The sequence below is a fragment of the Bradyrhizobium sp. SZCCHNS3016 genome (genome assembly GCF_032484535.1).
Lineage (GTDB): Bacteria > Pseudomonadota > Alphaproteobacteria > Rhizobiales > Xanthobacteraceae > Bradyrhizobium.
Map to the genome: position 1 here is coordinate 25,640 of NZ_JAUETE010000012.1, position 23,746 is coordinate 49,385.

Annotated in this window: 19 protein-coding genes and 1 pseudogene; 10 read left to right on the plus strand and 10 right to left on the minus strand. The window is 61.1% G+C overall.

The genetic code is table 11. From position 1 onward, the window contains the following. Positions 1-24 precede the first annotated feature (24 nt). On the minus strand, positions 25-1,137 hold the full coding sequence (locus QW881_RS22085) for a hypothetical protein (protein ID WP_316158727.1): 1,113 nt from the start codon (positions 1,135-1,137) through the stop codon (positions 25-27). Positions 1,138-1,612: 475 nt separating this feature from the next. On the opposite strand from QW881_RS22085, the gene QW881_RS22090 reads away from it, so the two are divergent. After that, the gene (locus tag QW881_RS22090; RefSeq protein WP_316172855.1) at positions 1,613-1,879 is read left to right on the plus strand and encodes a protein NO VEIN domain-containing protein; all 267 of its coding nucleotides are present in this window, start codon (positions 1,613-1,615) and stop codon (positions 1,877-1,879) included. 143 nt (positions 1,880-2,022) lie between these two features. Here QW881_RS22090 and QW881_RS22095 read toward each other — a convergent pair whose 3' ends face one another. The 3 genes from QW881_RS22095 to QW881_RS22105 all read right to left on the minus strand — a co-directional run bounded on the left by QW881_RS22095 (position 2,023) and on the right by QW881_RS22105 (position 5,856). Beyond that, positions 2,023-3,261 (minus strand): pentapeptide repeat-containing protein, encoded by a 1,239-nt coding sequence (locus QW881_RS22095; protein ID WP_316158726.1) that lies wholly within the window; start codon positions 3,259-3,261, stop codon positions 2,023-2,025. A 39-nt stretch (positions 3,262-3,300) separates the two neighbouring features. After that, positions 3,301-4,113: a S1/P1 nuclease gene (locus QW881_RS22100; protein WP_316158725.1), complete on the minus strand. Its 813-nt coding sequence runs from the start codon at positions 4,111-4,113 to the stop codon at positions 3,301-3,303. A 66-nt stretch (positions 4,114-4,179) separates the two neighbouring features. Further along, positions 4,180-5,856, minus strand: a complete 1,677-nt coding sequence (locus QW881_RS22105; protein ID WP_316158724.1) for a phospholipase D-like domain-containing protein — start codon at positions 5,854-5,856, stop codon at positions 4,180-4,182. Positions 5,857-6,744: 888 nt separating this feature from the next. Between QW881_RS22105 and QW881_RS22110 the strand changes: the two genes are divergently transcribed. The 3 genes and pseudogenes from QW881_RS22110 to rpmC form a co-directional block, all read left to right on the plus strand. Continuing rightward, positions 6,745-7,842: a hypothetical protein gene (locus QW881_RS22110; protein WP_316158723.1), complete on the plus strand. Its 1,098-nt coding sequence runs from the start codon at positions 6,745-6,747 to the stop codon at positions 7,840-7,842. Next, positions 7,843-9,042 (plus strand): CHAT domain-containing protein, encoded by a 1,200-nt coding sequence (locus QW881_RS22115; RefSeq protein ID WP_316158722.1) that lies wholly within the window; start codon positions 7,843-7,845, stop codon positions 9,040-9,042. A gap of 51 nt (positions 9,043-9,093) precedes the next feature. After that, a pseudogene (gene rpmC, locus QW881_RS22120) lies at positions 9,094-9,276 on the plus strand (50S ribosomal protein L29); the annotation flags it as partial. 767 nt (positions 9,277-10,043) lie between these two features. Here rpmC and QW881_RS22125 read toward each other — a convergent pair. The 4 genes from QW881_RS22125 to QW881_RS22140 form a co-directional block, all read right to left on the minus strand. After that, on the minus strand, positions 10,044-10,643 hold the full coding sequence (locus tag QW881_RS22125; RefSeq protein WP_316158721.1) for a hypothetical protein: 600 nt from the start codon (positions 10,641-10,643) through the stop codon (positions 10,044-10,046). Between the two features lie 115 nt (positions 10,644-10,758). Beyond that, positions 10,759-11,058, minus strand: a complete 300-nt coding sequence (locus tag QW881_RS22130; protein WP_316158719.1) for a hypothetical protein — start codon at positions 11,056-11,058, stop codon at positions 10,759-10,761. 800 nt (positions 11,059-11,858) lie between these two features. Continuing rightward, positions 11,859-12,125, minus strand: a complete 267-nt coding sequence (locus tag QW881_RS22135; RefSeq protein ID WP_316158718.1) for a conjugal transfer protein TraD — start codon at positions 12,123-12,125, stop codon at positions 11,859-11,861. Between the two features lies 1 nt (position 12,126). Next, a complete protein-coding gene (locus QW881_RS22140; RefSeq protein ID WP_316158717.1) occupies positions 12,127-12,453 on the minus strand; it encodes a conjugal transfer protein TraD in 327 nt (108 codons plus the stop codon). A 170-nt stretch (positions 12,454-12,623) separates the two neighbouring features. Between QW881_RS22140 and traA the strand changes: the two genes are divergently transcribed. Together traA and QW881_RS22150 are read left to right on the plus strand one after the other, a co-directional pair. Beyond that, positions 12,624-15,635: a Ti-type conjugative transfer relaxase TraA gene (gene traA, locus QW881_RS22145; RefSeq protein ID WP_316158716.1), complete on the plus strand. Its 3,012-nt coding sequence runs from the start codon at positions 12,624-12,626 to the stop codon at positions 15,633-15,635. Between the two features lie 128 nt (positions 15,636-15,763). Further along, the gene (locus QW881_RS22150; protein WP_315730231.1) at positions 15,764-15,979 is read left to right on the plus strand and encodes an AlpA family transcriptional regulator; all 216 of its coding nucleotides are present in this window, start codon (positions 15,764-15,766) and stop codon (positions 15,977-15,979) included. 104 nt (positions 15,980-16,083) lie between these two features. Here the strand turns inward: QW881_RS22150 and QW881_RS22155 are convergent, their stop codons facing one another. Then, entirely contained in the window at positions 16,084-16,854 is a 771-nt protein-coding gene (locus tag QW881_RS22155; RefSeq protein ID WP_316158715.1) for a hypothetical protein, read from the minus strand. Beyond that, positions 16,854-17,987 carry a DUF2235 domain-containing protein gene (locus tag QW881_RS22160; RefSeq protein WP_315730233.1) on the minus strand — a complete coding sequence of 378 codons (1,134 nt, stop codon included), beginning with the start codon at positions 17,985-17,987 and terminating at the stop codon, positions 16,854-16,856. The genes QW881_RS22155 and QW881_RS22160 overlap by 1 nt, the downstream gene beginning before the upstream one ends. A 253-nt stretch (positions 17,988-18,240) precedes the next feature. Here QW881_RS22160 and qatA point away from each other — a divergent pair, with 253 nt between their 5' ends. The 4 genes from qatA to qatD are packed head-to-tail and all read left to right on the plus strand — an operon-like array spanning position 18,241 to position 23,354. Continuing rightward, positions 18,241-20,235 (plus strand): Qat anti-phage system ATPase QatA, encoded by a 1,995-nt coding sequence (gene qatA / locus QW881_RS22165; protein ID WP_316158713.1) that lies wholly within the window; start codon positions 18,241-18,243, stop codon positions 20,233-20,235. Next, positions 20,222-21,217, plus strand: a complete 996-nt coding sequence (gene qatB / locus QW881_RS22170; protein WP_316158712.1) for a Qat anti-phage system associated protein QatB — start codon at positions 20,222-20,224, stop codon at positions 21,215-21,217. Before qatA ends, qatB begins: the two co-directional genes overlap by 14 nt. Continuing rightward, positions 21,217-22,620, plus strand: a complete 1,404-nt coding sequence (qatC, locus tag QW881_RS22175; RefSeq protein ID WP_315730236.1) for a Qat anti-phage system QueC-like protein QatC — start codon at positions 21,217-21,219, stop codon at positions 22,618-22,620. Before qatB ends, qatC begins: the two co-directional genes overlap by 1 nt. Further along, positions 22,617-23,354, plus strand: a complete 738-nt coding sequence (gene qatD / locus QW881_RS22180) for a Qat anti-phage system TatD family nuclease QatD (protein WP_315730237.1) — start codon at positions 22,617-22,619, stop codon at positions 23,352-23,354. Before qatC ends, qatD begins: the two co-directional genes overlap by 4 nt. Positions 23,355-23,746: the final 392 nt, after the last annotated feature.

Sequence of the window (23,746 nt, forward strand, 5' to 3'; positions counted from 1 at the left end):
GCCTGAAACCGTCCGGAGCGACCCTCATCCGAGTATCCTTGCGGCGATTTCGCTGACTTTTCCGAACACGACGCTAATTGAGCCGTGGTAGGCATATCGCAGATCCTCGAGATAGCTTGGCCGGCGGTTCACAATGGCGTCCGGAATGGCCACGTACCGTTCGTCGAATGTCGCCAGGCCCCCGAGGCGTTCGGATAGTGTGTCGCCGAGCAGCCGCGGGCAGGCGTAGCTCTTCACGTCGATCCCGAGCTCGTGCGTGCGGCCGACATCGGCGGCATCATCGCGCGGATATAGCTGCACGTCGACGCCGCCTCTTCGGAGCTCATCGTATAGCCGGATTTCGGCGAGGCCGGGCCCGACCCAGTAGGCCAGAATGTCGTCCTTGAAGACGCGCCAGCCCGCGGCGTCCTCGACGATTTTTCGCGCTGTAGATGAGGGCACTTCCTCCCGGCAGGGCCCAATCCTGCACCGGCCGTTCGGAAAACGGTTCGTGTCGCGATGAGGATAAAGAAGACCTCCACAGTTCGCGCAGATGGCGAACGAGCCATCACGCCGCAGCGCGCCGAGCGGGATCTCGGAAGACCATTGACGCATGACCTCGTCAGCGACGACGATGCCTTCGTCTTCAAGGAAGCCGGATAGTTCGCGACGCTCGTACACCGGCCTGCGGACGATCCGCTCGCGCAGCACGGAATAGATCTGAAGACGGCTCTGGCTCCGGACCCGCTGCACGATCTCGCGCAACTGAAGATGATGGACACCCTCCAGGATCCCGTCCGTACTGCCTTTGGCCGCCAGCGCGCGGCACTCCTCGGTGGGAGCGACGGGTTCGGAGGTAAGTAGCTTGGCTTCAGCAAAGCGGAATGGAGGGGCGAACTGGGGAACTCCCCACTCGCCAACTGGCATACGTCGGGCGATGTCGGAAACCGAATGAACGCTGTCGCCGAGATCTTCGGTGGCTGCCTTGATGCAGAGCCTCGACAGCATCCGCATGCCTTCGCCCATGGTCTGTGGCAGCGAATAGGGGTCGACCATCTCGCCGGCACGAACACTCAGATGAAGATCGACAAGTCCGCTGCTCAGCACGCGAAGCGTGATCTCGACGTCTTCCTCCGAATCTGATTGATTATTTATCATTCTGATTATTGAGACTAGAAACTAGATGGCTGTAAAGGCACAAGTCCCAACTTGAATGTTACAAGGCGGCTTGGCTTTAGGGGCTCGTCTCAAGCATATCGACGACAGTTAAAGTGGTTGGGTTTTGCGACTCACCGGTCACGCAGCAAATTTGGCATATCGGGCGTACAAGCTAAAATAGATATAAAGACCTGCCGCTACCTTTCTTCTTTTCCTCCACGGAAAAAGACCCCGGGCCCGTCTTGCGGGAGATCTGGGATGGCGGAAAGGGAGCTCGTACAGGACAAAAAATTTCTATTTTTGTTCAATAACTTAGGTGTATTTGCGGCCGGCTACCCGTTGTGTCACCCGCATCAGAACGGCGGATTGTACCGGAAATGACGATCGATCACGGACCGAATAACTGAGCCAGTTACAGCCAGGCCCACCAACCCGAACCGCCGAACTAAGCCAAAAGCCAGACCGTGCGCGCCTCATTGAAGACCACCGGCGCTGTGACGTTCGGTCCTTCGAAACCGACGGCGAAGAGAGGCTCCTCGAGATCAAATTCACGAACGGGCATGCACGAACCCGATTCTGGCTGTCGCGCACCCGGTATGAGGTTGCTGCCCGCAATCCGTCGACCTACCGCGTTCGTAGGGTCTTCCACTTCCAGAACGGTGCTCGGATGCTCGACATCAAGCCGCCGCTCGAGAACGGCCCACGTCTCATTCCTAACAAGTATGCTGTCATGCCCAGGTAACGCAGTGCTTCGACTATGAAGTAATTGATCGAGTCGCTACGGGCCGTACGGCCAGTAAGCCCCAACGAGCTTAAGAAGCTACGATATCTTACTTTACCAACCTTTCTTCACTGCACTTAACTTCTCGGTTATGCCGCCGCCTGTTATTGAGGCGGTCCAGGGCATGCAATCGGCTCATATTTATAGTTAATTGGCTCCGTGCATTGCTTGATGCCCTTGGCAAGCGGCGTGCTCTTCTTCATCTCAGCCAGCATGTCTTTGGTGAAATATGGTTGCTCGCATTCCAGCTGTTCGGCTGTCATCCCCGGCGCGCCAACGCATGCTTTGGCCAACTCCTCCAAATCTAGTCCGGTGACCCCCTTGAAGCTAACCCGCGAGATCGTCGCGTGGTCGAACTTTGCTCGGGTGAGCGTAGCACCCGAGAAATCGGCACCTTGGATGTTGGCGTAGGAGAAATTTGCGTCCGTGAGGTTGGCATCGATGAAATGCGTGAGGTAATGCCGTCGCTCGTCTCCATTCCACGTGCCCCGACACCGCGCGGGCCGCGTGTCATCCTCGGCCGGTTCGTTCAGACGGTTGCCGATTGCCGTGCACCAGCCAGGGTTCTGCCAATCGCCCGCCTCGATGCCGATGAATTCCACCCCCTGCATTTCCGCCTTCACGAAATTGGCACGGTGCATCTTCGACGCCGACATGCGCGTATGGCCCAGACCTTTGACAACGCCCCATTCGTCTTGCAGGTCGAGGCCGACGTAGCAGCCGTGTTCGAGGTCAAAATGCTTTCCGGTCGGATCGTCCTGCGCTTTCCGCTCGCCGATGGCCCTCATCGCGAGTTGAATAGATCCGTCCAGTTTGAAACCCGGTTGGCGGTACTTTTCGCCGGAGCAGAGCTTGTCTGACGCCGTCTTGACATAGGACGATAACGCATCGAACACGGCCCGATGGTAGGATCGGTCGCTTCGCGCGACAAAGGTCAGGACATGGATCGCCTCGGCCCGCGCGGGCTCCGAGCCAGCCGTCGCATCGGTCGCCAGCAGCGGCTTGATATTTGAGGCAAATAGCTCGGCTTTTTTCTGGTTGAACGCGTCTTCGGTCCCGCGGATGCCCTGCAGGCTCGTGATGACGGTCGCGAAGACGGCGAGGCCCCCTAGCGTCTGTACGACCGCTGATCGGACCTTGGATCGCATCTCGATGATCTTCCCGAGGTCATCCGGCGGAATGGGAAGGCGCCTACCGTCATCGCCCACCTTACGGTCAATGGGCACCGCATAGGCAGGAACAGCGATAATCAGCGCAATCGAGACGACCACATAGAGCGCAATCGAAGTGAGGAGGACATCCACCGGGATGTACAAGCCCCATAGCGTCAGCCCTGATTCCATCGCTCACCTATATCTGTGTTGCCAAAGCCATCGGCAGCATCAATCTGCAAAAATGCTATCGAGAAGGTGCGCGAGGCGCACGCCAGCCTTCTGCAAGCGCTCCCGGATGATGATGTCGCTCTTTGCCAAATAGGCAGGATCGATAGTCACGCTGCCACTATCAGGTGGATAGCAGGATTTCCCATGGAACGTGCAATAGCCGGTCTCGGCCGCCTCGCTGATGGCGAATGATTCATTCGCCCAGTCGTGAGGATCGGACGCATTCCACTCCGCGATTTGCTCGTTCGTGATGGCGTCTAGGAGCTTGTCTGCCGCAAGCTTCACATCCGGTCCGACTGCGTGCACCACAAGGCAATTGTCCCAGGCGGAATGAAGATTTCGGCTACAGGCGCCGGAGACGTCGATGTTGTTTCCGCCGCGATCATCCGCGAACGAGACATGCAGTGGCTGATGGACGTCGCCCACCCAGTGGCCCAAGGACTTGAGCGCGATCAGGCGGTCGGCGGTTTTCGAGGCCTTCGAGGCTACGTTCTCGGCATCGTTGAGAATAGCCGTCACGACGCATTCGCTGGCGCCGCCGCAATCATCCGTGGTTAGCGGCTTCCCGTCGCGGGGCAAATTCAGAAAGTGGCGCGGCGGGTGAATGCGCGGGTGGTCGGGGAAGATGCAGGAGTCTGCAAATGTATCGAACTCCGTTCCCGACTTGATCAGCTTTCGAACAGCCGCACGCGTGTCAGGCTGCGCGAGGCGAAAGGCAATCTCGCATACGATCTTGTGTCCCTCGTCACCCCATGCGGCGGCTTGGCCGCAAAGCGCCGCCCAGATGATGGTAGCAAGCGAAAGAACCCGCATGACACGTCTCCCTTCGAGAGAAATACTCGGACTTGGGCACGCTGCTTGCGATGGCCGCTCGGCGTCCTATTGGCCTGAGAAATAGAGCCGCCTGAGGGTTCGATCCGTTCCCTTCGCAAAATAGCTGGCGCTCGGCCGCTCGCCGTCGATCCAATTCGGATTGTCGATCAGATATTTTCGTAAAAGGGCGGCGGCCGGCGACTGATTGTCCTTGAACGACAGCGATTCACGGAAGGCATAGTGAGAGAAGAGCCGCATGAATTCGCCCAGATAAATGTCCGCCAGTATTTCGTTACCTTGGATGACCAGCATGTTTTCGTCGTTGGTGATTGCCGAGGCGTCGGAGAAGTTCGCTGAGCCCACGATGATCACCGGATTTGAGCCGAGAGGATCGGAGATCATATACTTGGTATGCACGTAGAGGACGTGCTGCTCGTCCGTGATCTTGTCGATTTCCTCAAGCCAGCGATCGAAGTTGTTGAGCTCAACCTTGAGTCCCACCGAAACGACGGTATTGGGAAGCTTTCGAATACGGTCGATCTCGGCCGATTGCTGCTTCATCGTCTTGCCGTTGCCCTTCTTCTCCATGAGGGCAAAACGCAGCACATCGTCCTTGCGATCATAGGCCTCGACGAAGCGGCTGTTCATACCGAAAGCGAAGGTCATGAAGAGGGCCCGCTCGCTCTTGCCGGCGATCTTCGCGTACCAGTCCATCGCGGCAAGCTCGGTCTGCGGCGAGAACACGGGTGTGACCTCCTTGTCCCAGGGATCCGCCGGCACAGGCGTCGCTTCGTCGTTGGCTTCCGCCGTGGGTTTTTTTGTTAGGTCCTTGTCCAACAAGGTCCAGAACTCGAAATACTTCTCGGCGACGTCACGGTCGCGGACGATATGGGCATTGTTGGAATGGCCATAGATGCCGTTCTCGCTGAGATTGGTCGAGCCGGTCCAAACCTGCTCTGATGTCTCGTCTTTGCGGAGAACCAGAAACTTATTGTGTGCGAACTGCCCGGTATGGATGCGCGGCTTGACCATCTTGCCAACGCCGGTCCCCTCCATCGCCTCCCGGTTCTTGTCGCCTTGCGTTTTTCCGTCGTAGAGGATTTTCACCGCCGCGCCGCGCTTCTTGGCCGCTTTAAGCGCAGTATAGATCTCCTTGTTCTTGAATTCGAAGAACGCGCCGTAGAGTTCGTCGCCATCTCCGGCCTGCTCGATATAGGTTTCGAGCCCCTCGATCAGGCCGCGCGAAAGCCAGTCGAATGCAGCCTGGCCGACCTCGTCGGGCGTTCTGTTCTGAAAGCGACGTGCATATTCCTGGGACGCGACGGCCCCGCGGTTGAAGAACACGGCATGCTTGCCGATTTTCGTGCCTTCGGTTTTGACCTTCAGCGAGACGCCGGGCCCGTCTGTCAGTGCCGTCGGCGTCCCGCAGCGCGGGACAATGCGATAGGTGTACTCGTGGACCTCCTCAACGGTATAGTCCGACCATTGGAAGGTCTGCAGCGGATGTTTGTAGGAGGTGACGGGGACCCCGGGTGCCGGGTTCGGTTCGACAGCTTGGAACGTCTTCATGCCCGGCAGCCAGATGACTTCGCCGTCCGAGTGACGAGTTCGTTCGATGGCGAACCCCAGAACTCTGTCCTTCCGGATAGAGGCGGCTGGGTAGTCCCATCCCAGTAGCACAACGTGGCTACCGGCGATTGCAAGGGCGGGAAAGGGATCGGTTGGCTTGCTTCTTTTACGCATGGACCGGCTCAATATATTTCAGGAATGAATTCAGAGAGATCAGAAAGAATAGAAAAGCTAAAGCGGCGACCGAGGCAAAAGCAGTCGCTCGAGCCGTCAAATGACAACCTGTCCGCAGCGGCAGCTTCAGCTACGAACTTTCTCCCGAAGAACCCACGCGGCTTTCAGACCGGCGGCAGAAACTCAGTACGTTTCGCCCCAATCACGACGCCGCAAAATTCTGCACAATCCATTTTTCAATTACAAGACGTGTCAGACAATTATACTCGCTAACGGTACCATAGCACAGAGGCACTCGATGTACGCCTTTGAGGTTGTAGTTCACTGCCTTGTGCGGAGGCGCCTTCGATCCAATCATTCGCCGCGTTCGCAGACTGCTTCCCGGCGGCGGGTCTTGCCTGCCCCTCTTGCTACGATCCGCGGCGCGCCGACTAAAGGAGCGGCCGCTGCAACGCCTTGGCTCCCTCCTATTCAATTGACGGTTGCGTTTGATGAGATTTACGTTCAATATTTGGTGGGCTTGTGTATTGGCGGGGTGGGGCCGTGGGCACGGTAATCACGCGTCGCGCGGATTTCATTAGTCCGCGCCTGACAGTGTTGTCCAATAGCCGGCGTCGCGGCCGTTGTATCGCTGGCCGATTGCCGCTCCGATTTTCTGGGGCAAACCAACACAACACCTTGTGCCCAGGAAACGGATCAGGCACGATTCGCGGACTCGCAGTCAAATTCCGGGGTCGGCCCATCTTGGAAGCTTGTCTCGCACCGATGACCTCGGCGGATAGCCGCGATACATCGTTTAGACCAGCCCATCGCGTGTGGCTAATTGCGATCCAGCCAGGCGAAGGACGGCCTCTGAAGTTGGCCGATCTACTAAGGTTGGAGGGGCGAATGGTTTGCGCCAACTCCGGCGAGCGCCTCGTGGGGCCTAACGACGACGTGCTGGTCTACGACATCGCATCTGAACGGTTCGCCTACGGCGTGAATTACGATCGTCCGGCTCTAAGCGAAACCGAAATCGACGGGGTGCGGCAGGCGATCTCCACCGGCCAGGTGGAAGGCAGTTCTCAAGAAATGCTGTTCATCTCGTTCCGCGGCGGCGCTCAGCTCTCACGCGCCGAACGTGGCGCCAGTCCGATCAGCACGATTGTGGACCGACTTGCCAATCAGACGGATCCGACTGCGACTTCGCGGCTCTGCGCCCGAAGCCTAACCTTCTTCGAGCAACTTGATGGTGCCCTCGAAGGCATATTCTGTGGTGCCCTTGCGGAGGTCTCGCTCAGTCAAGACAAAGATAGCGACCGGGCGTTGTCGTTCCTCAAGCGAGCCTACCACGCCTTCGCAAGCGACAACCTTAAGACGCCGTCCCGCTCGATCGCTGATGCTCGGCGACACATCCTCGCCCTAGCGCTCCGAGAGCTACAGCCCGAATTGCCCTTAGCGTATCCCGACAGCGGCACCCCCAAACTTAGAAAGAAATCCGCCGGCGCGCCCAGGATCGGCTTCGCTTCGAGACATGCCGTGGGCGTGCCGATCCGCATCCATGAGCCGCGAGCGCAGGGCCGTTCGATGATCTCTTCGGAGCGGAGAAAGATAGTGGCACATCTTGCGGCCGACACCGTTGTGGCGGCTCCGCTTGTCGAGGGGCTGAAGAATGACACTCTGCGTCCCTCAATCACTGCGGTCGAGCGAAAGCCCGTTGTCAGCGTCCCGGTCCGCATCCGCGCCGTGCTCGACGGGGAGTTGGCAACTACCCTCGGCATCGCGGGCATGTACGGCCGGCCCGGTGCCTCGCTGTCGGCTTGGCTGGAGGCGAACAATGCGACGGTTGAAGAACCACTAATCGGTGGCCATGTCGGAAGACCATTGCTCTTCACCGTGATCCCCCAAAAGCCGGGAGCGGTAGACATCAAAGTTTCCTTCGTCGCAGAAGGTCATCGCTTGATCAGCACGAAGATTTCGTTTCGCGCGTTTCGTCGAGGAATTTGAATGGCTGCGGAAGATGAATCCGGCGCGCTTCACGAACTCATCATCACCGATGTGCCGTCGATGGGTAACTTCCGGTTCGTCGTCTTCGCGGGCCCCAACGGCAGTCTCAAGATAACCTCGCAGGAGCAGATCGACAGGGTCTATGCTCTGGCCGACGCTGTACGCAATTCGATCCCACCAGAGTGCCGGAAAAGCGCGGACTTCGCGAAACTGAGCGCACCCGAGAGAGACCGTCACATGAGGACGGTGATGAGGCAAGGCTGGGGACTCTTCCGAGCCATGGCGCCCGATGCCCTCAAGCGGGAACAGTTCCGCCGCCTTCTGGCCGCCCACGCGGGGATTCCGATCCGCGTGATCCAAGAGGCGGCGTGTTTTCCGTGGGAAGCACTCTGTCTCGCCGAAGACCTGCGTAGCGCGACGCATCGAGACTTCCTCGGTTGGAATCACGCGCTTATCAGAGAGACTGTTGAGTACAATTATTCGCGAAGGGACGCCGGGAAGGCTGGAAACACACCGAAAGTCGGACTGATCGAAGACGACGGACTGCCAAGCGTGGTGAACGCTTCAAACCGGGCAGCGGCCGCGCATATCGGACCGTCGACAAGGATGAAGATTCTTCCCCCGCTCGCGGGCTCCGGCGACATACAGATTCTTGAGCAGTTCTTCGCCGATACGCAGGATCTACGGAATATCTACCAGTTCGACTGCCATATCGACAATCCGAGTAAGGATGTCCGCACTTCGCACATGCGGGTTAGCCAAGCCTTCCCTTATCACTTCAACGACATGCAGTCTCTCGTCGTTCTGAACAACCCGTTTGTTCTTCTGAACGCCTGCGAAGGGGGAACCGTGGGCGTTAAGCACACCGAAGGCTATGCCGAAAAGCTCCAGTCGCACGGCGCCAAGGCCGTCGTCGCCGCAGAAGCTCGGATCGGCGACGATTTCGCGGTCAGCTTTGCATCACTGTTTTACCGGGTTGCGCGCAAAAGTACCGAGATCGCCGAGGCACTTCTCAAGACGCGCCGGCTCATCCTGGCTCAGGACCACAATCCTTCGGTATTATTCTACGGGTTGTACGGCGACTTCTCTCATGACCTGAGCGACGCGTCCCCCGGAGCCAAGGCCGCCATCGAACTCGGCAATTACAGGCTGAGCGACGTCTGGCCACCCAGCAAGGAGCCTTCGCCCGATTTTCGTTGAAACCAGTTGGCCAGAAAGAGTTTACCCTATGTCACGTTATTCGGTGTCGCGATGAAGGCGGCTGAAATTCGAGCCAGATCGAAGGACGAACTCGCCGAATACCTTCAACAGCTCAAGCGCGAACAGTTCAATCTGCGCTTCCAGCAGGCTACCGGACAGCTGGAGAACCCCTCCAACATCCGGACCACTAGGCGCGAAATCGCCAGGATCCTGACGGTGCTGGCCGAACGCAGAGTTGAGGTCATTCGGCCGCATGTGCCCTCCCAGAAGCGGAGGCAGCCTATAAATAATGCGGGCGACGTCGTCGAGTTTCCGGGTAAGATTGATGTCCGTCACTCCGCCGCCCCGGTGCCACCGCAAACGAAGGGAAAGGATTTGCCGTCAAGATCCCGAGCTGAGGTTCAACTTTTGAGAGATCTCCAGGCGGACGACGACAACCTTCGGATTGCAGCCATGGCCAAACTGAAACGGACAACACTAGACCCCGCCGTGGCCGATTACGGTGTCTCAAAGCTCGTTCCCCAATTGTTCTCCGTGAACAGGAGCGTGGCGCTGGACGCTGCGGTCACCATCTGCGCCCTCACGTACCCCCACCGCTATGGAGACATCTCCGAGGCGGAAACTCTAGCGCGCGTGAAGGAAGATCTGCCAATGGCCTTGGATGAACGAAGGTGCAACTTCGCGACTTTCGTGACCGCCGAAAAGATCAGCCGCGACAAAGTCAGGGTACTCGCCAGGCTGACGAAAGAGCTTCCGCTTACGGAAGATGGGCAGAGCGCCACTTTGAAGATGCCGAAGTGGATAGAAAACGCGAACGATCTGCAGGTTCAAGTCAGCGGCCGCGGCGTGGATCTCGATAGTGTAAAGTTTAGCCAGGGGCACAAGGAAAAAGGCGATGTCGGCTCGGTGGTAGTCGAATGCAAGGTGAGCGATAAATCGACGCACAAGCTGTACGTCGATTTCGTCGTGGCCGATCGTCACCTCAAGCGAGAGCGCGTCTCCTACTGAGGCGCGAGACTCAATTCGACCGGTCCGGATTCAGGGTCGCCGATGAATGCGAACGCTTCATCGGGAAACCGATCCTCATCGCCCCGGACGGGAACGTACCTTTCTGCTCCGACCAGCTTCCAGCCGTTCGCTGTGTTTTCGAGCTTAAGAAGCTCCACACCGAACGGGATCGCGCGCGCACCTTCGTAGGCTATGCCGGCACCGCCGTGTTTGGCCGCCTTGAAACTGCCGTCGGCTGAGCCAATGCCGGCGGCGTTCGCTTCCAATTGAAGCGTCACATCTTTCGCGTCCAGAGCGACGATCTCGATAGAACGCGCCGCAGCGACCGAGTTGATCAAATACAGCGTGTCGGACTCGGAGAAGACCGCGGAGCTCGCTTTAAGGCGAGCCTTCGAAACGAAGTCGTTGAGGGCCGCTGGCGAGAACTCACGACGCTCGGACATACCAATGCGCATTCTGACGGTCGAGGCGCCTTCATAAGCGGATTTGAGATTGCTAGCCGTAACCCCGAATAGGACCGCAAGCTTCTCGACCAACCCGACGGCTGCTTTCGCCTCGACTTTGCCCGAAAATTGCTCCTCCAGGTCCGTCATTTTGGAACGTCTTACTGCTGTCGACGGCGGGACGCTCGCGAAAATTGAGTCCGGCGGAACGCAAAGGGTCGTGCCGTCTGTTTTTTCGATAATGATGTGGCCGGGCTCGATGCCCTCACGTGGCCATTGCAGCAAATGTAAATGATACTTTTTCAGAACGATCCGAACCAACGGATCCGGATTTGATCGCCTGCACCCGAACATCCTTGCCCTCCGGGAAACGCGAGAAGACGTGCACGCACTCTACTTCAAATTGCCTCGAATTGCTCGATCGATTTTTGCAAAAAGGGACGTTCGAGGCGAGGCCAACCGTCTGTGCCCCCGGGGTGATCACTCCGACCGGCATCATCAACGAGATGAACTCTTTGCAGAGCATTGAGCTGTACGCGCCAATCGGCGAGGCCGTCACCATCATCGCCCACAATGCCTCCTTCGACGGAGGGGCGCGGAGAGAATCTGGCCCGATCTTACTAGCCGATAGCGTGAGCTGCGGCGCGACCGAGATCAACAGGCGAGCACAGAGCTTTGCCGATGCGCGTCTCGCCAATCTGCTGACCAGAGCTTGCTTCTTCCCACCAAGCCCATTGGGCGGACGATCATTACCGCGCGGGCGGCTGCGATCGATCGCGAAATTTGTCCGACCGGTCCATCGGCTTTCCTCGAGCGGCGCTCAATAGCATACCGGGGGGGGGCCGCGGCCTTCCGATCAATCGGCCCACGGCGAAGCGCCGTCTGCAGAGCGCGGTCCTTAGGCCGCCAACAGCAGCGAGTCTTGCCTTTCGCCTATCGCACGATGTTCAACGCCCGGTTTTTGGCAAGTTGAGGCGGATCTCGCCGAAGGACATTTGCTACGCATCCTCATCTGTCACGAGCCCGCGCCGACCCCGCTCTACCTTTACCTTCGACGAAGGCGCGCGCCCGCGATTCTCTGATCGACCGCTGGCGCAAGCGCGATCCATTTGTCTTCGGGATTGTCGATCGTTAAGACGACTGACAGGCCAGGGAGAGATAAACGGTCGGCGGCTTTGCAGGAGGCGCCATACGATCAGCCGGCCTTCGATTTTAGATCGGCGTGGAGTCCGGGAGTTCGCTCTGCACCTTTTGGGGCAATGTTCGGAGCCTAATCACATTAGGCGGATCGCGGCTTTCAACGCCGGTCGCGTGCTGCACGCTTCCTTCGTGTGCGCGGTCTTCTCGCGGGGCCATTGTCGTCCATCAACGATGATCTGTTGAAACCGTACGACCTATAAGGACGTGCGTTGCCGGATCCGCCTCAAACGCTTGCTTCCCTTTCGCGGTCCATAGCTTGCGGGCGTGCCCGCCTTGAGCGCTTTGGAGCTCGTCAGCTATCCAGAGCAACGCACCGTAGATGGTTGCGCGATCACCGCTGGACAGTTCCACGATACGGGCTTTGACGATCAGACCACCCAGTTCGATCAGATGCCGCGTTCGCTTGCGACGCTCGACCTGCCACGTGCGCATGTCATGCCGTGCCCTTGCGGCTTGGTGCCGCTTCCGCGCCACTTGGTTGCGCGCCAGAGCCGTTCCTAATGCGGTCAGCTGCTGGCAGATTTCGCCGCGCCCGGCTTTGAAAGAAAGCGGCGCCGCGCTTCGCCCATGCCTCCCTCCTTCCGGCCTCTTTTGTCTCGGCCAGCACGATCAGCGCGCCGGCAAGTTCTTCAGCGGTGAGCGTGTCTGCCCCCGTTGCGATAACCAGTTCACCCAACTGGCGCACCTTGCGGGTTTTCAGGCCTCGTGCCTTGTCTTCGAGTACCTTCAGATCCGCATCAAAGTCGCGTGGCTTGCGCATGGTCGTCTCCATGAGTTCGATGACGAAATGATAGCTAGGCGATCGGCAAAATGCTGTGAGGTCGTCAGGACATCCTGGGACGCGCTAGTTCCCCCCGAGATTTTTTCGAGGGAGGGCGCGCTTATACGTCGTTCCGACGTGCGCTTCGCCGTGTAGATGATCTGGTCGCGATGGCAATCTATCATCTTCACGTCAAGATCATTGGCCGAAAGGCCGGGAGCAGCGCGGTGGCATCGGCCGCCTACCGCTCCGCCTCGCGGCTGCACGACGAGCGGCTCGGCCGTGATCAGGATTTTTCTGGAAAGCGCGGCGTCGTCCATTCCGAGGTGATGCTGCCGGAGAATGCGCCGGAGGCGTGGAGCGACCGCGAGCGGCTCTGGAACGATGTCGAATCATTCGAAGTGCGCAAGGACGCCCAGTTGGCCCGGGAGATCGAGTTCGCCCTTCCGCGCGAGCTGAGTGAGGCGCAGGGCATCGAGCTTGCCCGCGACTTTGTTCGCGGCGAGTTCGTAGGCCTGGGCATGATCGCTGACCTCAATGTGCATTGGGACAGGGCCGAGGACGGCCTGCCCAAGCCGCACGCCCATGTCATGCTGACGATGCGCTCGGTCGATCAGAACGGCTTTGGCCAGAAGGTGCGAGAGTGGAACCGCACGGAGATGGTCGAGCGCTGGCGCGAACGCTGGGCGGAGCTTGCCAACGAGCGCCTGGCCGAGCTCGACATCGACGCGCGGATCGACCATCGCAGTCTGCAAGCCCAGGGCATTGCGCTGGAGCCGCAAACTCAAATTGGCGCGGCGGCGAAACGGATCGAGGTTCGAGGCATCGCAGGCGAAGGTGGTGAGGCCGATCGCGCCGAGATGCACCGCGAGATCGCGCGGAACAATGGCGCGCGGATCATCGCCGATCCGTCCCTTGGACTGGACGCCATCACCCAGCAGCAATCGACCTTCACGCGCCGCGATATCGCGAAGTTCGCGCACCGGCACAGTGATGGGATGGACCAGTTCAACCAGGTCATGGGCGCGATGCAGGGAGCACCCGATCTGGTCGAACTCGGCAAGGACGCCCGCGGCGACGATCGGTTCACAACCCGCGGAATGATCGAGGCAGAACAACGCCTGCACCGGGCCGCTGAGCTGATGGCAGAACGGGAGCGCCACCAGGTGCGCGACGCGGATCGCCAGGCCGCCTTGGCGGGTGCGGAAGCGCGCGGCCTGATGCTGTCGTCCGAGCAGGCTGAGGCGCTGGCGCACGTCACAGATGGACGCGATCTCAGCGTCGTGGTCGGCCATGCCGGGACGGGAAAGAGCGCGATGCTGGGGGTGGCGCGGGAGGCCTGGGAAGCAGCCGGCTTTGAGGTCCGGGGCGTGGCACTGTCCGGCATTGCCGCGGAAAACCTTCAAAGCGGATCGGGCATTGCGTCGCGCACGATCGCCAGCCTGGAACACGGCTGGGGACAGGGCCGTGATCTGCTCAAATCGAGCGATGTGCTTGTGATCGACGAGGCGGGGATGGTCGGCACGCGGCAGCTCGAGCGCGTGTTGTCCTATGCCGCCGAGGCTGGAGCCAAGGTGGTGCTGGTCGGTGATCCGCAACAGTTGCAGGCCATCGAAGCCGGCGCGGCATTCCGGTCGATTTATGAGCGTAACGGCGGCGCCGAGATCGGTGACGTGCGCCGTCAGAGGGAGGACTGGCAACGCGACGCCACGCGTGATCTGGCGACCGGCAAGGTGGGCCACGCGCTTGAGGCGTACCGCGCCCACGGCATGGTGCATGAGGCCGAGAGTCGCGAGCAGGCGCGCGGCGATCTGATTGATCACTGGGATCGCGACCGGCAGTCATCACTGGATCGGAGCCGTATCATCCTGACCCACACGAACGACGAGGTCCGCATCCTGAACGAGGCAGCGCGCGAGCGGATGCGGGCAGCGGGCGATCTCGGCGACGAGGTGGAGGTGACGGTCGAGCGCGGCGCGAGAAACTTTGCCAGCGGGGATCGGGTGATGTTCCTGCAGAACGAGCGCGGCCTTGGCGTCAAGAACGGCACGCTCGGGACCATCGAGCAGGTCAGCGCCCAGTCCATAGCCGTGCAGACCGACGATGGCCGATCCGTGCGCTTCAACCTCAAGGATTACAATCGGCTCGACCATGGCTATGCGGCGACGATCCATAAGGCGCAGGGCATGACGGTCGACCGCGTCCATGTCCTGGCGACGCCCGGCATGGACGCCCACAGCAGCTATGTCGCCCTGTCGCGGCATCGCGACGAGGTGGACCTGCATTATAGTCGCGATGATTTTGCCAATGCAGACCGGCTCACCCGCGCCCTGTCGCGCGACCGCGCCAAAGACATGGCCTCGGATTACGAGCGCGCCGATCCGCTCCAGAGCTACGCCGAGCGGCGCGGGATCACCTTCCGCGATCGCGTGAGCGAGATCGTGCGCAAGATCATGCCCGAGAAGCTGCGTGACATCTTCGACGGCCTGCGCCCTTCGGCTGATGTGGCCGGACTGCATATCGGACAGAGACCCGAACGGGCAACGCCGGAAACGGAAAGCAGCGATCCCGCAGCCGACCGGCGCGGAGCCATAGTCCCGGCAAGGAACGTGGCGCCAGATCCCGAAGCGGACGCACGTCGCGTCCGGACCCGGGCGCTGGTGCGCCATGCCCGCGCGGTGGATGCGATCTTCGCGGCGCGGGAGACGAGCGGCCGAGCGAGTAGCGAACAGGTGAAAGAGTTGCAAAAGGCGCGTCAAGCTTTCGAGAAGGTGCGCCCATTTGGCTCGCACGACGCTGAAGCCGCCTATAGGAAGAACCCGGAGCTCGCCCAGGAAGCTGCCGGCGGACGTCTCAGCGGCGTTATCCGCGCGCTTCAGCTAGAGACCGAACTGCGCATCGATCCTGCCCGTCGCGCCGAAAACTTTGTTGAGCGGTGGCGGAAGCTCGACCAGACCAGCCAGCGCCTATATCAGGCGGGCGACTTGTCCGGCTACAAGGCTACGCGCTCAGCGATGGGCGACATGGCGAAAAGCCTCGAACGCGACCCGCAACTGGAATCCATCCTCGCCGGCCGCAAGAACGATCTCGGCATCGGCTTCGAGTCAGGCCGACGGCTCGGCCAGGATTTGGCCTTCGTCCATGGCATCGGTCTCGGCAGAGGCCGAGGCCTTGGAATTTGACCCGTCCCGTTTGCCGCCGACTCTACGCCACGCTTGGCAACGCGCGAACTCCTATTGTGCGCCTGCATCTGTTTGGCCTCTTTGGTCTCACAACACCTCAGAAGCGACCAGCGAAGGGCACCACGGCCATGCGCGAACCAGACCGCATCATCAGGTTGAAAACCGTCCTTGCCAGGACCGGGCTGTCCCGGTCTACCATCTACCGCAAGATCGTCGAGGGCACGTTCCCGGCCCAGCTCAAAATCAGCAACAACGGGTCCGGCTGGCATGAATCCGAAGTCAACAGGTGGATTGCCGATCCAGTCGGATGGCCTTCGAAAGGCGAATTCGATGATGTGCGGTGAGGTCGGCGTTGCCTGCTTTTAACCCATCCCCGAAGGAAGCTGCCGTCGAATGGCTTGCTGGTCGAAAACAGCACGGCATGGACTGAGCCCGGACAAACACGATGTCAGTTGTTACGCAGGCCCGGCGTCTCGACGAAGAACGGATAGCGGATGCCCTCGATATCCGGCGCGTCAGAAACCTTCGCCACCACCGTCATAGTCAGCTCGGAGCCGACGTGCCGCTTAAAGATCGCGGCGGTGAATCCGAATGCGAACTCAGAAAGGTCGTTCGCGACCGGCGCCATCTCGCCAAGCAGCTTACGGTGGGCCTCGTTGACGTCCGGCTCGCCCAGGGCATCCGCCATGCCGTGGACGACCACATAGTCCGAGACAAAGAAGAAAGTGTTGAGCAGCGCCGTGTTGAAGTAGACGGCCCAGTCTGCCTCTTCGCCGTCGGCCTCGCCGGCCGCCTTCTCGAAGGCCGCGTCGACATCGTCGATCGCGGGATGGTGGAAGGCGAAGTTGTTGCGGATCGTCGAGAGGCCGCTCCCCTTGCCGAAGCGCTTTTTCAGTCGGTCCAGCGCCTCGGCAGCCGGTCCGTCCAACAGCGGCAGAAATTCCTTGCCCAGCGGCCGCTTGAGGAATCGGTCCTCCACCAGGCGCCAAGCCTCCCACATCGCTCCGATCGTGAGCCGCACGAAGACTTGGGTCTGCGCGCCTTCGAGCAGTTGCTTTACGGGATCTTCGGCGTCGCCGTTGGTCAGGACGATCACCAGCTTCCAGAGTGCGTTCACCTGGTTCGACGCGTGGCCGAGTGCGAGGAAGAGCGCGCGCTCCTCCTTCGCCATCTTGCGGAGCAGATCCTCCGAGATGTCCATCCGCAGGATGTCGAGCATCAAGGCACGCCGACGCTGGGGTCGGTCGCCCGGACCGCGCTGGTGAAGTTGGCGGGATCGACGCCCTTCCCTTTCGCCCACGCGACGAGGTTCTGCGGACGATAGGCCGCGTCCGCGCGCCAGCGCTCGAACACCGAGCCATCGATGGTCTCGTTAATGCGCGACGTGGTGGCCTGCGTTCCCTTCTCCGGCGCCAAGCCGACCGGCCGATAGAAGGGTCGGCTGATGAAGCGGTAGAGGCCCCAAGCAAAGTCGCGATAGGAATCCGTGACGGGGGGTGCGATCTGCGAGACGTCGATCGCGACCCGGTCGCGGAAGATGAGCCCGAGGCCAGCGGCCTTGTCCATCAGCCAGATCAGGGGTCGCTGCGCCAGCGGGTCGCTCGCGTATCCACCTCCGACGTTCGCGTGCGCTCCGACGAACCAGCGCTGCTCTACGCTGTCGATCCGCCGCTCGGCCGCCCCTTCGTGACCTATTTTATCGGTCCTGGTCCAGAACGTCGGCTCGAAGTTCTTGCGGTGTTCGTCCAGGGCGAGGGCGTGAAATGCATACTCGTTGTCGAGCCGCAGATGCGTATCGAGAAATCGGTATTTGCGGACCTTGCCTGCGGCGCTTGCCAGGGGAAGCCCGAGGGAGCCGACCGTGTCCCAGACTCCCACGAACTTTACCTTGGCCGGGCGCGAATACTTGGTGAGCCACTGCTCCTCGATGGATGCGTTCTGAGGCAACGGCTTCGCCGACAGCGATCTGATCGTCGGCGCGTTGTAGATGCGATACCGGGCGTAGAGTTGCTCGATCGACAGCGGCGCGCCAAGCTTGAGGACGCCGCACTTGCAGATGAGTCCCGACAGGCTGCGCGCGGTGTACGCGCCGCGGCTGAACCCGAAGATGAAGATCTCGTCGCCATCATCGAAGTTCTGGATCAGCCACGTGTACGCTCCGATGATTTCGTCATCGATGCCCCAGCCGGTGACGCCGCCCCGCGCGGACTCACCGCGTTGCGTACCCACGCCTTGGCTGTAGTAGACGCGCTGATCGGCGGTCTCCGCCGTGAGCGACTTCAGGCGCCATACGTTCGTGTTGTTGTTCAGCGTATTCCAGGTTCCGTCCAGAAAGATCGCCAGACGCTTCACATCCGCCCCCCAGATTCGCACTTCGCTCGACTCCGGCCCCCAAAACCTCGAGCCGAACCCGACCGATCTACATAAGGTTGCGCCGTTCCGACGCAAGATGTGCGGCAACGTTATTTTCTAGCCACTACATTTGGGCGTCGTGCTAAAATTTATGCATCCGGAACCGCCAGCACTACCGCGTCGGTTGCGTAGCAATTAAGGCCGCGATAGAGCCCGATGGCGCCATCGCCGCACCGCCGCTGGGAGTGTGTTCGTGACGACGACCGGGAAAATCACGCCGCTTGGCTATCTGAGCGACCAGGAGACCAAGGTCGATCTCCTCAATAACGAGGCGATCGCGAAAACCATCGTCCGGCTGATCGACGAGACGGTCGATTCCGCGGTGACGATCGGCGTCCACGGCGACTGGGGCGCCGGAAAATCTAGCGTGCTGGAGATGGTCGAGGCCGCCTTCCCCGAAGGGGGCGATGTCCTCTGCCTGAAGTTCAGCGGCTGGCAGTTCCAGGGATTTGAGGATGCCAAGATCGCGCTGATCGAAGGCGTCGTGAACGGCCTCATCGAGAAGCGCTCGCTCGCGACCAAGGCGGCCGAAGAGGTCAAGCGCATTCTGAAAAGCGTCGACTGGCTGAAGGTCGCCAAGAAGGGGGGCGGGCTGGCGCTGACGGCCTACACGGGCATCCCGATGGTGGGCCTCGACGACCTCGTCGGCTCCGCGGTCGACTATGTTAAGAAGGTGGTGACGGACAAGGACGCGCGCGAAGCGACCATCAAGCGGATCGAGGAATTCAAGAAGGAAAAGAGCGACGAGACAGCCAGCAAACGCGTGCCGACCGAGATAAGGGAATTCCGCGAGGCCTATAAGGAATTGATCAAGAAGGCCGGCATCAAGCGGCTTGTCGTCCTCATCGACGATCTCGACCGCTGTTTGCCTCACACCGCGATCGAGACGCTCGAGGCGATCAGGCTGTTCGTGCTCTGGGACAAGACGGCGTTCATCGTCGGAGCCGACGAAGGCATGATCGAGATCGCGGTCCGCGATCACTTCAGGAACCTTCCCGAGATCGACCTCTCGCCGAACAACGCGCGCGATTCCAATCAGAACTACACGCGGTCGTATCTCGAAAAGCTGCTGCAGGTACCATTCCGTATTCCGGCGCTGGGCGAGACCGAAACTGGCATTTACGTCACTCTTCTACTGCTCGGCCGGGCACTCGGCGAGGACTCGGACGAATTCGCAAAGTTGCTGGCTCTCGGCAAGGCCGCCCTCGGCAAGCCGTGGGAGGGCAAGGGGATCGATCACGATGCGATAAAGACCGCAGTCGGAAAGCGGTTCGACGAGATCGTCGACGCCATGACTCTGGCCGATCGCGTAAGCCCCGTGCTGGCGGCCGGCACGAAGGGCAATCCGCGGCAGATCAAGCGCTTCCTGAACGCGCTCGCTCTAAGGCTCGCGGTCGCAGAAGCTCGCGGCTTCGGCAACGCGATCGAGCAACCCCGTCTGGCGAAGGTCATGCTGGCCGAGATGTTCCTGCATCCGACCGTGTTCGATCACATCGCCACGACGGCCGCCAGTTCGGAGGATGGCATATGTCCTGAGATCGCGCTGATCGAAAAGATCGCCGCCGGCGGCACCGAACCTCCGGCTGCGAAGGACGAAGGGGCAGCGACCGAAGCTGGCAACCCCGTGATCGACGAATGGAAGACGCGCCCCGACGTCATGCGCTGGGCGGCGGTCAAGCCGGACCTCGGCGCGGTCTCGCTCAAGCCGTACCTCTTCGTGATCAAGGACAGGAAAAACTACCTCGGCTCCGCCGCTCCCCTTCCGTCCAAGCTCGCGGCGCTGCTGGAAAAGCTGCTCGGCGGCGACATGTCAGCCAGGGGTGCACTCGCCGACGTCAGGAGCCTCAATCTCCCGGAGGCGGTCCTGCTATTCGATGCGCTGCGCAAGAAGGTGCGCGAGACGTCGAACTTCGAGGCGCGACCACCAGCGATTTCGGGCGTCACAGTGGTCGTGGAGGCTCACCCTTCCCTTCAGGGCCGGTACGTTGACATCCTCGAAGCCCTGCCGCCCGATCGCGTCGGCCTGTGGGTGGCATCCGGACATGCCTTCGTGACGGAAGCAGTTCCGAAGGCCCGTATCGAAGCCCTTCGCGAGAAGTGGAGGAAAGCCACCAAGAACCCGCTGCTGAGGGCCGAACTGGAGCCGAAGAGGCCGGCACGAGGGGGCCGCGCCCATGGGAACGTCTAACCCCTTCAACGGCGGCAACAATCGGAATCCGCTCGTGCCTGACTGGGTCGGCGGGCCCGGACTGGGTCCCCCTCCCCCCGGCGCTCCCGCGCCCGGTGCGCCCGGCGCAGCTGCTGCAGGCAACCCCGGCAACGGAAATCCCGGCGGCGCGAGCCCAGGCGGCGGCAATCCGGGCGCCGCGCCCCCCGGCGGTGGAAACCCCGGCGGCGCGGGCGAGGGCGACGCGCCGGTACCGAACCGCTTCCAGAGCGCCCGCACCAACTTTTTCAAGTTCGCCAAATCCGGAGGGGGCGGCGGAGGCGAAGGCCGCGGGGGTGGGACCAACCGCAACCTGCGCCGTTCGGTCCGGTCGTTCGTCGGCAAGTCGAGCGGCGGTGCGCGCCGGGCGACGCAGCGCATGGCGGCGGAACGCAGCGCCACCGCAAGCTTGGGACGGATCCTTTCCACCGCCGGCACTGCCGGCATCCAGGAAACCGTCCGCCGACTCGGCTTCGCGCAGTTGGCGGCACTGCCGGTCCGGGACATCTACGCTGCGTTGGTCGACGTCATCTGCGAACCCGGCGGCGAACTCGACGAGTCGTTCGCCAGAGAGGCCTACATCAAAGCATTGGCCGAAATCAGCGAAGCGCGGCCGGATCTCGAACGTCCCTCCCCCGAGACCACCGTCTCGTTTCTTGCGTCCTTCATCACCAACGCGATCCAGAATCGACTGCTCAACGCAGTCGGGAACAAGGTCGTCGCGATTCCGCGCGACGTCGCATCCGTCCAGAACGTCGAACAGCAGATCAACGACTACATCCGCGGCAAGGTGAATGACGCGATAACCGAGGCCGGCGAGGATTTTCCTGTCGAGCGCATCGTCTCGGCCATCGACGACATCTACGAACGCTCGGTCGTCCTGTTGGAGGGGCCGGATCAAGAGGGCCCGAACCTCGGAGCGGATGACGACTTCGAGGCGGAAGCCCATGAGGAGATCGCGTGATGACGGCCTACGCTTTGATCGGTCACATGGGACCAACTGACCACGCACCGGATCTCGCAGGTCGCTGGCAAGCTCAATTCCGTGTCGATCTCCTGAGCGGCAACCGGACACTGGGATACGGGATGGGTGGCGTCATCCGGAGCCTCGGGAGGCTTGGCCTCTATCCGAGTGAAGTCGGCGTCGACGTCCTGGTTCTCGCGGCGATGGTGCATGCCGCCGACACGCGGATCAACCGCGTGCAGACGTCGCAGGATGCGTGGACGCGCGAGCTCGGCATCTGCGTGCCGGTGTCCGATCCCGAACTGTGGACCGGGCAGCGTGCGCTGCTCGAAAAGATGCTCAGGTTTCTGACCGGAGACCACTGGGCGGTCTCGTTCAGGGCGCGGCCGGAAGGAATGGCCGATTTCATCCGACGCCCAGTCGCAGGTCTGCAGGATCATGGCTTCGACGGCGTCGCCCTCTTCTCGGGTGGGTTGGACAGCCTGATCGGCGCGATCGATCGTCTTGAGCAAGGGTCGTTTCCCCTGTTCGTGAGCCACGGAGGTGACGGAGCGATCAGCAAGCCCCAGAAAGACCTGTTCTTCGACCTGGCCGCAGCTTACCGGGACGGCGATCGCGAACCGAGGCGCGTCCGCCTGGGAATGGCCTTCACCGACAAGGTCTCCCCGGGGGTAGGTCGCGAAGAAAGCACCCGTGGCCGATCTTTCCTGTTCATCGCTCTTGCCGCCATGGTCGGATCGGGTCTTGCGCGGCACTTTTCCCTCGAAGTCCCGGAGAACGGCCTGATCGCCCTGAACGTCCCACTCGATGCCGTCAGACTCGGGTCGTTAAGTACCCGTACGACCCACCCCTTCTATCTGCGTCGCTGGAACGAATTGCTGTCGCAGGTCGGAATCGACGGTGTCATCGTCAATCGGTACTGGGACAAGACAAAGGGCGAGATGATGGAAAACTGCCTCAATCAGGAGCTGTTGAGGGAGCTCGCCGGCGAGTCCCTTTCATGCGCCCACCCTGCGGCTGGCCGATGGGTCAAGTCGGCGGCGGGCCGGCATACCCATTGCGGCCACTGTGTCCCGTGCATCATCCGCCAGGCTGCGTTCGAGCACGCATGGGGCCGAGGCAGCGATCCCACAGGATATCGGATCGACATCCACCAGAACCGGTTGAGCACGCAGACGGCGGAAGGCAAGCAGGTGCGAGCGTTCCAATACGCTGTCGCGCGCCTGGCAGGGCGCCCCGATCTCGCCCGCGTCATAGTGCACGAGCCGGGACCCCTGCTCGAGGACATCGCCCACCTCGACGCGCTCGCAGGGGTTTATTCGCGGGGCATCGCGGAGGTCGGCGAATTGCTGCGCGACGTAAAGACGTTTTCACCGGCGGCCGAGGCCGAGATGACGGCATGAGGCTCGTCGACTTCCACTGCCACCTCGACCTATATCCCGACTTCGAAGCGCTCGTCGCCGAGAGCGACCGGCTGGGAATCTTCACGCTCGCCGTTACTACGACGCCGAAGGCCTGGCCACGAAACAACAAGTTGGCCTCATCGACCAAATACGTCAGGGCCGCGCTGGGCCTGCATCCGCAGTTGATGGGTGAACGCTGGAGAGAAATCGATCTCTGGGAGAGGCTTCTCGACGAAACGAGATACATCGGCGAAGTGGGACTCGATGCCGGTCCCCGCTACTACTCGTCGATGGATCGTCAGACGGAAGTCTTCCGCCACGTGCTGCGTTGTTGTGCCCGGGCCGGCGGCAAGATCCTGTCCATCCACAGCGTCCGTGCGGCGCCCAAGGTGCTGGACTTGATCGAGGAAGAGATCCCGCAGGGCCGAGCGAAATTCGTCTTCCACTGGTTCACGGGGTCGACCGCCGACGCCAGACGAGCTGTGGATCTCGGATGCTACTTCTCGGTCAACAGCCAGATGCTGAAGACGGATCGCGGGCGCGCGCTGGTCTCCTCCCTGCCGATCGACCGCCTCCTCACCGAAACCGACGGTCCTTTTACGGCCCATGGAGAGGGGCCCGCCCGGCCGCGTAATGTTGGGCAGACGGTGAAACAATTGGCGACGGCAAGAGGCTTGTCGAGCGAGGAAACTGCGGCGGTCGTGCTGCGGAATTTGAAGACCCTGACGGTTTAGCGGTTGCTAACCTCCTGTTGGCCATCAGCGATCGACCCGCATCCTGACGCTATTGACTTGGGAGGGAAGGGCGCGAGGACAAAGTGGCTGCATCGTATCCATGGGAGGACCGCCGCGATACCTCGCGATCTTATGAAGCCCAGCTTCTCGTCCGGGCCGAGCTGCCCACTCATCGCTCCACAAATTGACGAGGCCGTCGAACTTTTCGTCCGTGTGTTAGCAGTAGAGGTCAACGCAATAGCGCGTTGCGGGCGCAGGCGGCGGGCGGATGGGAGGATGATGTCCAATGCCTATCATGAAGTGTGGCCTACGGCTTCCCGCCCAACGTCCGGAATATCCATGCCGACAACTACGATGTCGTTCCGGATGACCGCGTTGCGCCGACCGGTGAG